At 67.0% G+C, this 13,973-nt stretch carries 15 protein-coding genes; 5 read left to right on the forward strand and 10 right to left on the reverse strand.

Annotated features, from left to right (window positions below; all coding sequences use genetic code 11):
• Positions 1 to 23 precede the first annotated feature (23 nt).
• The 5 genes from flgA to ACZ2IA_RS09460 all read left to right on the forward strand — a co-directional run bounded on the left by flgA (position 24) and on the right by ACZ2IA_RS09460 (position 4,156).
• A complete protein-coding gene (gene flgA, locus ACZ2IA_RS09440; RefSeq protein ID WP_470292323.1) occupies positions 24 to 701 on the forward strand; it encodes a flagellar basal body P-ring formation chaperone FlgA in 678 nt (225 codons plus the stop codon).
• 88 nt (positions 702 to 789) lie between these two features.
• Positions 790 to 1,083: a flagellar biosynthesis anti-sigma factor FlgM gene (gene flgM / locus ACZ2IA_RS09445; RefSeq protein WP_470292324.1), complete on the forward strand. Its 294-nt coding sequence runs from the start codon at positions 790 to 792 to the stop codon at positions 1,081 to 1,083.
• A 42-nt stretch (positions 1,084 to 1,125) separates the two neighbouring features.
• A complete protein-coding gene (locus ACZ2IA_RS09450; protein WP_470292325.1) occupies positions 1,126 to 1,590 on the forward strand; it encodes a flagella synthesis protein FlgN in 465 nt (154 codons plus the stop codon).
• A gap of 91 nt (positions 1,591 to 1,681) precedes the next feature.
• Complete coding sequence (locus ACZ2IA_RS09455) at positions 1,682 to 2,605, forward strand: CobD/CbiB family protein (RefSeq protein ID WP_470292326.1); 924 nt, start codon at positions 1,682 to 1,684, stop codon at positions 2,603 to 2,605.
• 153 nt (positions 2,606 to 2,758) lie between these two features.
• Positions 2,759 to 4,156, forward strand: a complete 1,398-nt coding sequence (locus tag ACZ2IA_RS09460) for a DEAD/DEAH box helicase (RefSeq protein ID WP_470292327.1) — start codon at positions 2,759 to 2,761, stop codon at positions 4,154 to 4,156.
• A gap of 74 nt (positions 4,157 to 4,230) precedes the next feature.
• Here ACZ2IA_RS09460 and ACZ2IA_RS09465 read toward each other — a convergent pair whose 3' ends face one another.
• The 10 genes from ACZ2IA_RS09465 to purM form a co-directional block, all read right to left on the reverse strand.
• Positions 4,231 to 4,569, reverse strand: a complete 339-nt coding sequence (locus ACZ2IA_RS09465; RefSeq protein WP_470292328.1) for a DUF2322 family protein — start codon at positions 4,567 to 4,569, stop codon at positions 4,231 to 4,233.
• A 169-nt stretch (positions 4,570 to 4,738) separates the two neighbouring features.
• The gene (locus tag ACZ2IA_RS09470) at positions 4,739 to 5,290 is read right to left on the reverse strand and encodes a hydrolase (RefSeq protein WP_470292329.1); all 552 of its coding nucleotides are present in this window, start codon (positions 5,288 to 5,290) and stop codon (positions 4,739 to 4,741) included.
• A 134-nt stretch (positions 5,291 to 5,424) separates the two neighbouring features.
• A complete protein-coding gene (locus ACZ2IA_RS09475) occupies positions 5,425 to 6,669 on the reverse strand; it encodes a uracil-xanthine permease family protein (protein ID WP_470292330.1) in 1,245 nt (414 codons plus the stop codon).
• A gap of 104 nt (positions 6,670 to 6,773) precedes the next feature.
• A complete protein-coding gene (gene upp, locus ACZ2IA_RS09480; protein ID WP_470292331.1) occupies positions 6,774 to 7,406 on the reverse strand; it encodes a uracil phosphoribosyltransferase in 633 nt (210 codons plus the stop codon).
• A 269-nt stretch (positions 7,407 to 7,675) separates the two neighbouring features.
• Positions 7,676 to 7,999, reverse strand: coding sequence for a Grx4 family monothiol glutaredoxin (gene grxD, locus ACZ2IA_RS09485; protein ID WP_470292332.1), 324 nt, complete (start codon positions 7,997 to 7,999; stop codon positions 7,676 to 7,678).
• 40 nt (positions 8,000 to 8,039) lie between these two features.
• On the reverse strand, positions 8,040 to 9,440 hold the full coding sequence (locus ACZ2IA_RS09490; protein WP_470292333.1) for a chloride channel protein: 1,401 nt from the start codon (positions 9,438 to 9,440) through the stop codon (positions 8,040 to 8,042).
• Between the two features lie 58 nt (positions 9,441 to 9,498).
• The gene (locus ACZ2IA_RS09495; protein ID WP_470292462.1) at positions 9,499 to 10,746 is read right to left on the reverse strand and encodes an RsmB/NOP family class I SAM-dependent RNA methyltransferase; all 1,248 of its coding nucleotides are present in this window, start codon (positions 10,744 to 10,746) and stop codon (positions 9,499 to 9,501) included.
• A 3-nt stretch (positions 10,747 to 10,749) separates the two neighbouring features.
• Positions 10,750 to 11,952: a DUF3108 domain-containing protein gene (locus ACZ2IA_RS09500; protein WP_470292334.1), complete on the reverse strand. Its 1,203-nt coding sequence runs from the start codon at positions 11,950 to 11,952 to the stop codon at positions 10,750 to 10,752.
• 27 nt (positions 11,953 to 11,979) lie between these two features.
• Positions 11,980 to 12,615, reverse strand: a complete 636-nt coding sequence (purN, locus tag ACZ2IA_RS09505) for a phosphoribosylglycinamide formyltransferase (protein ID WP_470292335.1) — start codon at positions 12,613 to 12,615, stop codon at positions 11,980 to 11,982.
• Between the two features lie 92 nt (positions 12,616 to 12,707).
• Positions 12,708 to 13,745 carry a phosphoribosylformylglycinamidine cyclo-ligase gene (purM, locus tag ACZ2IA_RS09510; RefSeq protein ID WP_470292336.1) on the reverse strand — a complete coding sequence of 346 codons (1,038 nt, stop codon included), beginning with the start codon at positions 13,743 to 13,745 and terminating at the stop codon, positions 12,708 to 12,710.
• Between the last annotated feature and the right edge of the window lie 228 nt (positions 13,746 to 13,973).

Here is a 13,973-nt window from a genome sequence, read left to right on the forward strand (position 1 = left end):
GAGGCAGGGTTACAATGCCCCGCATGTTGAACAGGATTCTTGCGCTACTCCTCCTCTGCCTGGCCCCGCTCGCCGTGGCGGCCGCGCAGGACGTGGGTTCGGTCGAGAGCGCGCTGCGCCGCTTCCTCGACGCCGAACTGCAGCACCGCCAGGCGAGCTATCAGCTCGGGCCGCTCAGTTCGCTCGACGGACTGAGGACCTGTCCGCAGACGCCGCGGATCAGCTGGCCGCCCGGCGCCCAGTCCCGTGGCGGCACGCAGCTGAACGTCGCCTGCCCGGGCGCGGGCTGGGTGGTGAAGGTGCCGGTGACGATCAGCGAGACCCGCTACGGCATGGTCACCACCCGGGCGATCGATCCGGGGGAGGTGCTGGCCGACGCCGACGTGCAGAAGGTGGTGGTGCCGAATCAGGCGCTGGCGCGCAGCGTGTTGCAGGATCCGGCTGAGGTGGTCGGCCAGAGCGCCAGGAGCGGCATCCCGGCCGGCGCCTGGCTGCGTGCCTTCATGCTGCGTCCGCCACAGGTGGTGAAGGCCGGTCAGCGGGTGCAGGTGCACGCCACCGGCGACGGTTTCGCGGTGCTCGCAGACGGCGTCGCCAACCGCAACGCCGCGGTTGGCGAGGTGGTGGTGGTGCGGATGAGCTCCGGTAGGCTGGTGCAGGGGGTGGCGCAGCGGGATGGCACGGTGGTGGTGCGGTTCTGAACGCCCGCCACGAAAAAAACCGTTAAAGATTGCAGACTTGTCGCCGATAATTGCAGTAATCACGCAATGCCGAGCACAAGGATTTTTTATGAAAGTCGAGACTAACCGCAGCCTGGCCGCCGTCTACGGCACGCCGACCCGGCCGACCCGCAAAGACGATGACGCACAAGGCAGCACCGCTGGTGCCGCCGACAGCGTCGCGATCAATCCGCTGGCCAGCCAGATCAGCGCGGTCGAACGCAGCGTCGCTTCCGAACCGGCGTTCGACGCCGGCAAGGTCGAAGCGATCCGCTCCGCGATCGCCGCCGGCACCTTCGAGGTGAACCCGGGCGCGATCGCGGACGGGCTGATCGCCTCGGCGCGCGAGCTGCTCGGGCGCTGAGCCGCGGGGACGTCCAATCGTTCCACTTAAAGAGAGTTGTGCATGAGTGACGTCGCGCTGCGCTTTACCGCCGCCTGTGAGAGTGAGACCGCCCAGCTGATCCGGCTGGGCGAAGTGCTGAATGAGGAACAACGGGTGCTGATCAGTGGCCTGACGCTGCTCCTTGAGCCGGTGGCCAAGGCCAAGGCGACGCTGCTCGAACAGCTCTCCTCGCTGTCGGTGCTGCGCGAGCGCTGCCTGTTCGAACTGGGCATCGAGACGCCGGCGGCGCTCCATGGCTGGCTGGCCGACAAGCCGGCGGCGCTCTCCGCCTGGCAGGCGCTGGAAGCGGCGCTGCACAAGGTTCAGGCGGTCAACACGCTGAATGGCCAGTTCATCAGCGAGAGCTTGGCACGGACCGACGAGGCGCTGAACGTACTGCGCGAGGCGGCGATCAGCACCCTCGGCTACGGGCGCGACGGCAGCCCGCCGTCGCTCGGCGGCGGCCGCCGCCTCGGTTCGGTCTGAATCCCGTTCCCCCTCTGCCCGCCACCGGTGGGCGCCGTGTTGCCAACTGTGGTATCTTGACGCTGGGCCTGCGATCAACCCCCCGATACCGATGACCCTGTTATCTCTTATTTTGGCGCTCGCCCTCGAGCAGCTGCGCCCGCTAGGCAACCGCAACCGCGTCTGGTTGCTGTTCACCCGTTACGCCAACCAGCTGGAGCGCAACTTCAACGCCGGCTCCAACCGCCATGGCGTGTTCGCCTGGCTGGTGGCCATTGTCCCGCCGGTGCTGGTGGCGTGGGGCGTGTACGCGCTCCTGTACCGGCTCAACCCGATCCTGGCGCTGGCGTGGAACGTGCTGGTGCTCTACCTGACGATGGGCTTTAGGCACTTCTCCAGCGCCTTCTCGGACATGTCGCGAGCGCTGAATGAGGGCCGCGATCTCGACGCGCGTCAAGCGCTGCGCGACTGGACCGGCCAGCCGACCGCCGAGCTGTCGACCGAGGAAATGTCTCGACTGGCGATCGAGCAGGGGGTGGTGGATAGCTACCGGCACGTGTTCGGCACGATGTTCTGGTTCGTGGTGCTGCCCGGCCCGGTCGGCGCGGTGCTGTACCGGCTGGTGACGATGCTCGGCCAGAAGTGGGGCGAACGCAGCCAGGAAGGCGACGACCAGTTCGGTCGCTTCGCCGCCAGCGCCTCGTTCTGGCTCGACTGGCTGCCGGTGCGGCTGACCGCGGCGAGCTTCGCGGTGATGGGCGACTTCGAGGACGCGATCTACTGCTGGCGCTCGCAGGCGCGCACCTGGGGCAACTACGCCAACGGCATCCTGCTGGCGACCGCGGCCGGCGCGATCGGCGTGAAGCTCGGTGACCCGCTGCGCCAGGACTACACGGTGCGGTTCCGCCCCGAGCTGGGGCTGGGCGATCCGGCCGATCCAAGCTTCCTGAAGAGCGCGGTAGGCCTGGTGTGGCGCTGCGTGCTGTTGTGGCTGGCCGTGATCCTGCTGTTGAGCGTGGCCCGCCTGCTCGGCTGAGCCGCCTGTTTGCAACGCCGCCCCGTCCGTGGGGGCGGCGTGCTTTATTGGGCGCCGGACCGATTGATACCGACTTGATGAACAAAGACGAAAGGGTTGGCCGAAACCGCACGGACGGGTTCGGCCAACCCTTCCTGTTGCAGGAGTGATGAGATGTCCTTTGCAGAGCTGGGGCTGGCGCCCGAGATCCTGCGGGCGATCGACGAGCTGGGTTACAGCACGCCGACCCCGATCCAGGCGGCGGCGATCCCGAAGGTGTTGAGCGGCCGCGACCTGTTGGCCGCCGCGCAGACCGGCACCGGCAAGACCGCCGCGTTCATGCTGCCTATCCTCGAGCGGCTGAAGAAGTTCGCGTCGAGCAGTACCTCGCCGGCGATGCACCCGGTGCGCGCGCTGATCCTGTCGCCGACCCGCGAGCTGGCCGACCAGATCGCGGTCAACGTCAAGGCGTACACTAAGTACCTGCCGCTGCGCCATACCGTGGTGTTCGGCGGCGTCAATATGGACCCGCAGACCCAGGACCTGCGCCGCGGCGTGGAGATCGTCGTGGCGACGCCGGGCCGGCTGCTCGATCACGTCGGCCAGAAGTCGATCCAGCTGAACAAGGTCGACATCCTGGTGCTCGACGAGGCCGACCGGATGCTCGACATGGGCTTCATCAACGACATCCGCAAGATTCTCGGCATGCTGCCGAAGGAGCGCCAGACGCTGCTGTTCTCGGCTACCTTCGCGCCGGAGATCAAGAAGCTGGCCGAAGACTTCATGCGCAGCCCCGAGCTGATCGAGGTGGCACGGCAGAACGCTACCTCCGACCAGGTCGAGCAGCTGGTGTACGCGGTCGATACCGGTCGCAAGCGCGGCCTGCTCGAGCACCTGATCAAGTCGCGCGACATGAGTCAGGTGATCGTGTTCTGCAAGACCAAGCAGAGCGTCGACCAGGTGGCACGCGACCTGAAGCGTCGCGGCCTGTCGGTCGAGCCGATCCACGGTGACAAGGCGCAGGGTCTGCGGCTGGAAACGCTGGCGGCGTTCAAGTCGGGCGAGCTGCGCGTGCTGGTCGCCACCGACGTGGCGGCGCGTGGCCTCGACGTCACCGAGCTGCCGTTCGTGATCAACTACGAGATCTCGAATGCGCCGGAAGACTATGTGCACCGGATCGGCCGGACCGGTCGCGCCGGAGCCAAGGGCGTGGCGATCTCGCTGATGGCCGAGGACGAGCAGAGGCAGCTCGAGGCGATCGAGAAGCTGACCCGCCAGAAGCTGACGGCGCAGCCGGTGGAAGGCTTCTGGCCGTCGTGGATGGCGTCGCCGAAAGGCGCTGATGCCGGCATTATCCCCAGCAGCGCCCCGGCCCCGCGTCCGGCGGCAAGCAGCGCATCGCGTCCGGTGCAAGCGTCCAGCCGCAGCAAGCCGGCAGCGGCCGGCCGTGCCGAGCCGAGCGACGGGGTCGAGTTCCCGCTGATCCCGGGCCGGTTGGTGCGCGGCAAGCGTAAGCGCGAGGTACCGGCGCTGCTGCTGCCGCCGCGCTACAAGGTCGAGCCGCTGCGCTGAGCGCGAGCGGCCCGCAATGAAAAACGGAAGCCTTGTGGGCTTCCGTTTTTTTTTATTGACCGAAGCGGCGGTTATCAGCCGGCGACGTTGGCGAACACGCTGACTTGCAGTGCCGGGACGGCGTGGTCGGCGATCGGGAACAGCCGGTCGATGTTCGGGTGCTTGCCCGGATTGCTGCGTGCGTCGGCAACGTGCTCGGCGTAGATTTCCAGCCCGCGCTGTGCGGCGGCCTGGTTGATCTCGCCAAACTCCTTCAGCAGGGCGTGGTAGACCCGCACCGAACCGGCGGTGCCGGGACGGTTTTCCAGCCGGGCGACGACCGCGCCGGCGGAGCTGACGAGTTCCAGTGCGTCGATGGCATCGGTTGCCGGCAGGGTGGCCAGATTCGCCTGAAAGTTGCTGGTGATCGTCATCGAGGGATTCCTGACAGGGTGGATAGGACCCACAGCATAGGGTGATCGCCGCAAAATTGCACCTGTTGCGGTGCCGAACGGTAGGGTGTGAAGCGGGATGATCGGGCAGGGCGGGAAGGAGTCGCTTGGCCGAAGCGGCGTTCGGCCAAGCGAGTGTTCATAGCAGGCTTTAGGGCTGCTCGCCGACCAGGTAGCGCTTGCTGGCGCTCTTGAATTCGTCGGTGCCAGCCTGGTGCAGCAGTTCGAACAGCACCATTTCACGGGTGACCAGTTGGGCACCGGCGTCGCGCATCCGCGCCAGACCCGCTAGATGGTCGGCCTCACGGCGGCTCGACATCGCGTCGCTCACCACGTACACCTCCTTGTCCTCGTCGATCAGGTCGAGCACCGTCTGCAGCACACACACATGGGTTTCCATGCCGCAGACGATCACCTGGTCGCGCTTCATCAGGCTATCGGGCAGGCAGTCGCCGGCGACGCAGGAGAAGTGCTGTTTCTCGACCGCGCGGGCATCCGGTGCCACTTCGCGCAGCGCCGGCACGGTGTGGCCGAGGCCCTTCGGATACTGTTCCGAGAACACGACCGGCACGCCGGTGTCGCGTACCGCGCCGACCAGCCACTGTAGGCGGGCCAAGAGCCCGTCGGCGTCATGCACCGCCGGGGCCAGCTTCTCCTGCACGTCGACCACCAGTAGGGTGGCGTGCTCGCGTTGCATCAACATACTCGTTTCCCTCTCTAGTCATTGTTGTTGCCGCCTCATTATATCCACGGCGCCCCGTCGTGCCGCCAGACAGAATCCGGCGCCGCAACAAAAAACCCGCACGGAATGTGCGGGTCTGGTTGTCGGCCGAACGTTCAGATGTCCTGGCCTTCGGGGATGCCATCGTGCCGGTCCGGTGCCAGAGGCAGGATCAGGTTGAGGACGATCGCCAGGATCGAGCACAGGCCGACGCCGACCAGCGAGAAGCTGCCGAACTTCAGCTCGAGCGCGCCGATGCCGCAGGTCAGCACCACCGACACGATCACCAGATTGCGCGGCGCCATCAGGTCGACTTTCGACTCGATCAGCGTCTTCAGGCCGATGCTGGCGATGGTGCCGAACAACAGCACCATGATGCCGCCCATCACCGGCATCGGGATCGACAGCAACAGCGCGTTGAACTTGCCGAAGAACGCCATCGCGATCGCGAACAGCGCCGCCCAGGTCATGATTACCGGGTTGAAGTTCTTGGTGATCATCACCGCGCCGGTCACCTCGCCATAAGTCGTAACGGGAGGCCCGCCGATCAGGCCGGCCACGCACACGCCCAGGCCGTCGCCGGCGAGGGTGCGGTGCAGGCCCGGCTCGCGGGTGTAGTCCTTGCCGGTCACGCCGCCGATCGCCATCACGCCGCCGATGTGCTCGATCGCCGGAGCGATCGCCACCGGCAGCATGAACAGCGCCGCTGCCCAATTCACCTCGGGGGTGATGAAGTGCGGCATCGCGAACCACGGTGCGGCGGCGATCTTGGCGAAGTCGACCACGCCGATGAAGCCGGCGACGCTGTAGCCGACGATCACGCCGGCGAGGATCGGCACCAGGCGGAAGATGCCGCGGCCGAAGATCGCCACGATCACCGTAGTGGCCAACGACACGCCGGCGAGCATGAGCGCGGTGTCGTAGGGAACCACCTGCTGGCCGCCGGCCTTGCCCATCGCCATGTTCGAGGCGACGCCGGCGACCGACAGGCCGATGATCATGATCACCGGGCCGATCACCACCGGCGGCAGCAGCTTGTGCACCGCGGCGACGCCGCGCCAGCGCACCAGCGCGGCGAACACGAAGTACATGAAGCCGGCGGCGAACAGGCCGAACATCGTCGACGGCAGGCCCCAGGTCTGGGTGGCATAGATGATCGGCGCGATGAAGGCGAATGAGGAGCCGAGGAAGATCGGCACCTTGCGGCCGGTCAACAGCTGGAACAGCAGGGTGCCGATGCCGGCGCCGAGCAGCGCCATCGACGGATTCAGGCCGGTCAATAGCGGCACCAGCACCATCGCACCGAAGGCGACGAACAGGATCTGCGCACCGGCGAGCGCCTGTTTGACGTGGTTGAACATGGTCGTGAATATCCTCTTGTTATTGTCGGGGCGGGGATGGCCCGTCCTCAAAAAAACGCCGCGCTCGGGTCGAGGCGGCGTTCTGATGTGAGTGGCATCGCCGATCAGGCATGCTTGGTGCCGAAGATCTTGTCACCGGCGTCGCCGAGGCCCGGGATGATGTAGCCGTTGTCGTCGAGGTGCGAGTCGAGCGAGGCGGTGTAGATCTGCACGTCCGGGTGCGCCTCGTTGACGACCTTGACGCCTTCCGGCGCGGCGACCAGCACCACCGCCTTGATCTGCTTGCAGCCCTTGCGCTTCAACAGCTCGATGGTCGCGACCATCGAGCCGCCGGTGGCGAGCATCGGGTCGATGATCAGCGCGATGCGCTCGTCGAGGTTGTCGACGAATTTGTCGAAGTACGGCACCGGTTCGAGGGTCTCCTCGTTGCGGTACAGGCCGACCACGCTGATCTTGGCCGATGGCACCATGTCGAGCACGCCTTCGAGCATGCCGAGGCCGGCGCGCAGGATCGGCACCACGGTGACCTTCTTGCCCTTGATCTGTTGCACCTCGACCGGGCCGCACCAGCCGTCGATGGTGATTGTTTCGAGCTGGAAGTCGCGGGTGGCCTCGTACGCCAACAGGCGCGCCAGCTCCTGCGTCAGCGTGCGGAATTTCGAGGTGCTGATCTCGCCCTCGCGCATCAGGCCGAGCTTGTGCTGTACCAGCGGGTGATTGACTACGGAGATGTTCATGTGAGCCCTTACCTTATGAAAAAGCTGCTTTTCACGGGCGGCGGTGGGCACGGTGAAAAACAGCTTCGGGTCGTTGTGTCACCGGCCGGGGGCGGCCGGTAGATTGTATTCAGGTATGGGACGCGATTCTAGCGCGGGTTGCGCCGCAAAATCCACGCCGTCCCCGGCGTTTATGCACACGGCCTGATCTTTCGGCCAAGCTTGTCTCTCTATAGACAAAAATAAAGCCATTCCGAAAGGAATGGCTCGTTGGCTGGAGCAGGGGATGCTTACTCGGCCGGGTTCAGGGTCTTGATCAGTTCCTGCAGTTCGCCCGACTGGTACATCTCGGTCATGATGTCCGAGCCGCCGATGAACTCGCCGTTCACGTACAGCTGCGGGATGGTCGGCCAGTTCGAGTAGTCCTTGATGCCCTGGCGCACCGCCGGGTCGGCCAGCACGTCGATGGCGGTGAAGCTCTCCAGACCACAGCCTTGCAGGATCTGTACCGCACGGGCGGAGAAGCCGCACTGCGGGAATTTCGGCGAGCCCTTCATGAACAGCACGACCGGGTGGGTGGTAACGGTGTGGCGCAGCGCTTCTTGAATGTCCATGCAATCTATCCTTGCAGAAATACCTGACTTATTAACTCGGTTATTGTAGGCCGCTGTCGGCCGGCCGGTCAATTGCCGGCGCTGCCGTCGGCCTGGGCAGGCGCAGGTCGGCCTGCTGCTTGAGCAGGTCGTGCGCCTGCGCCTCGTACAGCGCCCGGCGCGACACGATTCGCGACACGTTGGCGGCGATCAGCGCGGTCGCCATCAGCGGGATGATCATGCCGTTCGAGTCGGTCATCTCCATCACGATCACGAAGCCGGTCATCGGCGCGCGGGTCATGCCGGCGAAGAACGCCACCATCCCCAACAGGATCAAGCCGGTTGCCGGCAGGCTGGGCAGCAGGTGCGACACGTTCAGGCCGAAGCCGGCGCCGACCGCCAGCGACGGTGCGAACATGCCGCCCGGCGCGCCGCTGATGTAGCTGAGCAGCAGCGTGATCAGCTTGAGGACGCCGTAGCCCTCCAGCCCGGCGCCGTGGCCCTCGATGATGTCCCTGGCGCGGTAGTAGCCAGTGCCGAAGGTGCTGCCGTGGCTGGCGATGCCGATCGCCGCGATCACCACGCCGCAGCCGATCGCGAACCAGACCGGGCGGCGGCTGCGCCAGTCGGCCAGGGGGCCGGGCAGGCGCAGCGAGAACGCCAGGATCAGCTTGGCGGTGAGGCCGCCGACCACGCCGCCCACCAGGCCGGTGACCGGGATCGCGTACCAGCCCGAATCGAGCGGCAGTGTGGCACTGGTGACGCCGAAGTAGTTGTAGTTGCCGATCAGGGCGGTGGCGGTCAGGCCGGCCAGGATCACCGACAGCAGGATGGTGCGGCTCGAGCGCTGGTCGAGGGTGCGGCCCATTTCCTCGAGCGCGAACACGATGCCGGCGAGCGGGGTGTTGAACGCGGCCGCCACGCCGGCGGCGCTGCCGGCCAGGATCAGCGCGCGCGCGGTGCCCTCGTTGGCCAGTGCCGCCTTGCGGTCGAACGAGTACTTGATCGCCGCGCCGACCTGGACGATCGGACCCTCGTAGCCGAAGGTCGCTCCCGAGCCGATGCCGAGCAGTGTCAGCACCATCTTGCCGAGTACGCCGCGCAGCGTCAGGAACTGCTCGCGGATCGCGACCGCGCCCGGCTGCAGGCAGGCGATCGCCTGCGGGATGCCGCCGCCACCGGCGCCGACGAAGTAGCGCTTGAGCAGCCACACCGACAGGCCGAGGCCGCCCGGGGTGATCAACAACGCCCAGTACGGCGAGTTGGCATAGGCGGTGTCGAACCAGCGGTGCAGCAGATGGCTGCCGCTGGCGAGGATGGTCGCCGCCACGCCGACCAGGATCGCCGCCAGCCAGATCGACGCACGGCGTCGCCACAGGCCTACCGACAGGTAGAAGTGACGTAGGCGCCGACTGCTGCGCGATTTGTGCGGCGCGAACGGGTGCGACCCGAGTTTAGGCATGGACGGCGGCTTCTCAACAGTATTTTGCTGTTTGCTAATATGTTGATGTTACGGCGGATCAAGCCTTCCTGACCAGCACCGCGGCAAAAAAACCGTCGGTGTTGTGCACGTGCGGTTGCAACTCGAGACAATCGCCGGTATCGAGCGCGATCTTCTGTTCGGCCAACAGCTGATTGGCCGGCAGCAATTCGAACTCGGGATGGCCGGCGAGGAAGGCGTCGACGATCGCGCGGTTCTCCTGCGGCAGCAGGCTGCAGGTGGCGTAGACCAGCCGGCCGCCGGTCTTCACCAGCCGCGCCGCCGAGGCGAGGATGCTCGCCTGGATCGCGTTGAGTTCCGCGACGCTCTTGGCGTTCTGCCGGTACTTCAGGTCCGGGTTGCGGCGCAGGGTGCCGAGGCCCGAGCACGGCGCGTCGACCAGCACCCGGTCGACCTTGCCGGCCAGGCGCTTGATGCGGGTATCGTTCTCGTTGGCGATCAGCTGCGGGGTGACGTTGGACAGGCCCGAGCGCGCCAGGCGCGGCTTCAGGTTGGAGAGGCGCTTCTCCGAAATGTCGAAGGCGTAGAGACGACCGCTCGATGCCATCATCGCACCCAACAGCAGCGTCTTGCCGCCGGCGCCGGCGCAGAAGTCGACCACCATCTCGCCGCGCCGGGCGCCGACCAGCAGGCCCAAGAGCTGGCTGCCCTCGTCCTGCACCTCGATCGCGCCGTCGATAAACAGCGGATGCTTGTTCAGCGCCGGCTTGCCGGCCAGGCGAATGCCGAACGGCGAGTACGGCGTCGGCTCGGCGGCGAGGCCCGAGTCGCGCAGCGCGGCCAGCGCCGCGTCGCGCTTGGTCTTCAGCGTGTTGACGCGCAGGTCGAGCGGTGCCGGCTGCATCAGCCCGGCGCCGAGCGCGCGTACTGCGTCGGGGTCCTGGTCGGCGAGGCGTTCGATCACCCAGTCGGGCAGCTCGGCTTCGACGTTCAGGCTGTCCGGCAATGCGGCGGCGCGCACGCCGTCCAGCCACTGGCGTTCGTTGTCCTGCAAGAAGCGGTCGAGCACCTCCTGGTTGATGTCGCGGGCGCGCGCCAGCGTCGCCAGCATCAGCCGGCGCGGCGTGCGCTTGGGCGCGACCAGCGCCGACACCCGCGCGTAGTGGCGCAGGCAGGCGAAGGCGGTCTCGGCGATCTCGTGGCGGTCGTTGCTGCCGAGCTTCGGATTGTCGCGGAAATAGCCGGACAGCACGGCGTCGGCCGGGCGGTCGAAACGGACGAGACGGCCGATCACGGCCTCGATATGCGGGAGTTGTTGCTGAGTGATCATTTATTTCGGGCCACGGGGCGGCGACGGAGGCAGCGCCCATTCTTCCTGTTCGTTGATGTCGATAGCGACGATGCGCTGTTCCAGTTTCTTGTCCGGGTCGATCCGGGTGATGCGGATCGGCAGGTTGGCGTAGCCGGGGGCCAGCCAGAATTCGGTGATGTCGTCGTCGCCCTTTGCGCGGATCACGACGGCGCGCATCTTGCCCGAGCCGGTGTCGAACACCGTCTCGCCGACCGGCTGCAGCGGGTAGCTGTAGACCTTCTTGCCGGTGGTGATCTGCGTCATGCCGAGCCGCGCGCCCTTCAGCGCCAGCTGCCAGCCGAGGCTCAGCACGTCCTGCGCGCCCGGTTCGAGCTTTTCCTGCTTGTCGCCGCCGTAGTGCAGCACGCCGGCGTCCCAGTCGAATTCGGCGTGCTCGCGCGGCTGGTCGTTGCGGAACGCCTTGAAGGTATCCGGTTTCAGGCCGGTCGCGTCGAGCCGGCCGTGCGATTCGTAGCGCAGCCGTTGGCCGAAGCCGTTCGCCTTGGCGACCAGGCTGTAGCTGTTGCCGTCACGCTGCCAGCTGATCTGGCCCTGGCCGGCCAGGATCCTGCCGAGGAACACCTGGTAGCTCAGCTTGGCGCTGCTCGGGAAGCGCTTCAGCGGCTGGCTAGCGCGCAGCATGCCGTCCGGGCCGGCGCCCTGGCCCGGCCAGTCCTTGCCTTCGGCGACGGCCTGAGCCTCGGCGACGGCGGCGGACGCCTGCGCCTTGGAGAGCTTGGCCGGGGTCGGTTCGGAGGCGGCGTGGGCGAGCGGCTTGGCTTTCGGGGCCGAGGCGGCGGCGACGCGGTCGACGCTCGGCGCCGACGCCTCGGCCTGCGTCTCACCGGCCGGGGCGCTCGCTTCGGCCAACGGCGCCGAGGCCAGCGGGTGTTTGGCCGGGCGCGGTTTCTTTCGCGCGGTGATGGGGCGCGGTTTCTTCGGTTCCGGTGGTTTGACCGGCAGCGTATTGGGCGCCGGCAGCAGCGCCACGGTCGGGGTGGCCTGCCTGGCCGGCGCCGACGCCTCGAGCGACATCGCCTTCAACTGCACCTCGATCGGCTTGAGCTTCGCGTCGTCGGGCAGCTCGAGCGTGGCCGGCGGGATCAGGTCGCTGGCCAAAAAGCTCAAGTGCACCAGCAGCGACAGCAGCAGTGCCAGGACGATGGCGAGACGTTTACGCATTCCGCTCCCGGAGCCCGTTCGTGCTACTCAGTCTAGCGGCACGGCCAGCCGGGTGCTGGTCGGCGTTTCACCGGCGACCAGCACGCGCAGGCCGTCGAGTTGCAAGCGGCCGGCGACGAACTGGGCGACCGCCTGTGGGTAGAGCCGGTGTTCCTGTTCGAGCACGCGGGCGGCCAGCGTCGACTCGGTATCGTCGGCGTACACCGGCACCGCGCCCTGCGCGACGATCGGGCCGTGATCGAGCTCGGCGGTGACGAAGTGCACGGTGCAGCCGGCGATGCGGCAGCCGGCGTTGATCGCTTGCTGGTGGGTGTGCAGGCCGGGGAAGGCCGGCAGCAGCGAGGGGTGAATGTTGAGCATGCGGCCCGCGTAGTGGGCGGTGAAGCCCTGCGTGAGGATGCGCATGAAGCCGGCGAGGACAACGAGGTCCGGCCGGTAGCCGTCGATCAGCGCGGCGAACGCGGCGTCGAACGCCTCGCGGCCCGGGTACTGCTTGTGGTCGAGCACGGCGGTGGCGATGCCACGCTCGGCGGCCCAGGCGAGGCCGGCGGCGTCCGGGCGGTTGCTGATCACCGCGGCGATGCGCGCGCCGGGGATCTGCGCGTCGACGATCGCCTGCATATTGGAGCCGCGGCCGGAAATCAGGATGACGAGGTTTTTCATTCGGGACTGTGTGCGAGTAGGGGGGCGAAACAAACCGGCGCTAGCGGGCGGCAAACCCGGTAGCGCCGTTCTTCATCAGACTACCAAGCGCCTTACGCTACCTGGGTCTGATGCTCGTCGCCCTGACGCGGGCGGATGCTGCCGATGCGGTAGACGGTTTCACCCTGTTCGGCCAACAGTGCGGCGGCCTGCTCGGCGTGCTCGGCGGCGACGATCACCACCATGCCGATCCCGCAGTTGAAGGTACGGTACATTTCCTGCGCGTCGACCTGGCCCTGCTGCTGCAGCCACTGGAACAGGCGGGTCTGCGGCCAGCTCGAAGCGTCGATCTCGGCGACGACGTTGTCCGGCAGCACGCGCGGGGTGTTTTCGGTGATGCCGCCGCCGGTGATGTGCGCCATGCCCTTGACCGGCAGCGTCTCGATCAGCTTCAAGAGCGGCTTCACGTAGATGCGGGTCGGGGCGATGATCGCCTCGCGCAGCGTGCGGCCGGCGTCGAACTCGGCGTCGAGATCCGGCTGGGCGCGATCGACGATCTTGCGCACCAGGCTGTAGCCGTTCGAGTGCACGCCGTTCGAAGCCAGGCCGAGCACCACGTCGCCCGCGACGATGTCGCGGCCGGTGATCACGCGGCTCTTCTCGACCACGCCGACGGCGAAGCCGGCCAGGTCGTATTCGCCGACCGGGTACATGCCCGGCATCTCGGCGGTCTCGCCGCCGATCAGCGCGCAACCGGCCTGTTCGCAGCCGGTGGCGATGCCCTTGATCACCTCAGTGGCGCGCGGCACGTCGAGCTTGCCGCAGGCGAAGTAGTCGAGGAAGAACAGCGGTTCGGCACCCTGTACCAGGATGTCGTTGACGCTCATCGCCACCAGGTCGATGCCGACGGTGTCATGGCGGTCCCAGTCGAAAGCCAGCTTGAGCTTGGTGCCCACGCCATCGGTGCCGGACACGAGGACCGGTTCCTTATACTTTTTGCTGATTTCTACCAATGCGCCAAAGCCGCCAAGGCCGCCCAGCACTTCGGGACGCATGGTGCGCTTGGCAAACGGCTTAATGTTCTCAACGAGTGCGTCGCCCGCGTCGATGTCGACACCGGCATCACGGTAACTCAGGGAGGTGGTGTTCAAAGGAGTCTCTTTCTGCAAACGTAAGCGTTGTCGGTGCTTCCGGGGTCACCAAAAGCGCCTGTATTTTAACCGATTTACCCGCGCCGTTGGGCCCGATCTGCAGCGCGCCCGGGCCGTTGGTCCGCGGCCGCCGTCCTGAGCGGCGTCGCGGTCGGCCCGGCCGAGCGGCGCGAAAAGCCGCCTTTCGTCATCGTTCGGCGTCGCCGGGGGCGACTGGCGGGCGCTTTG

This window comes from Crenobacter sp. CS_VA4, assembly GCF_055597485.1.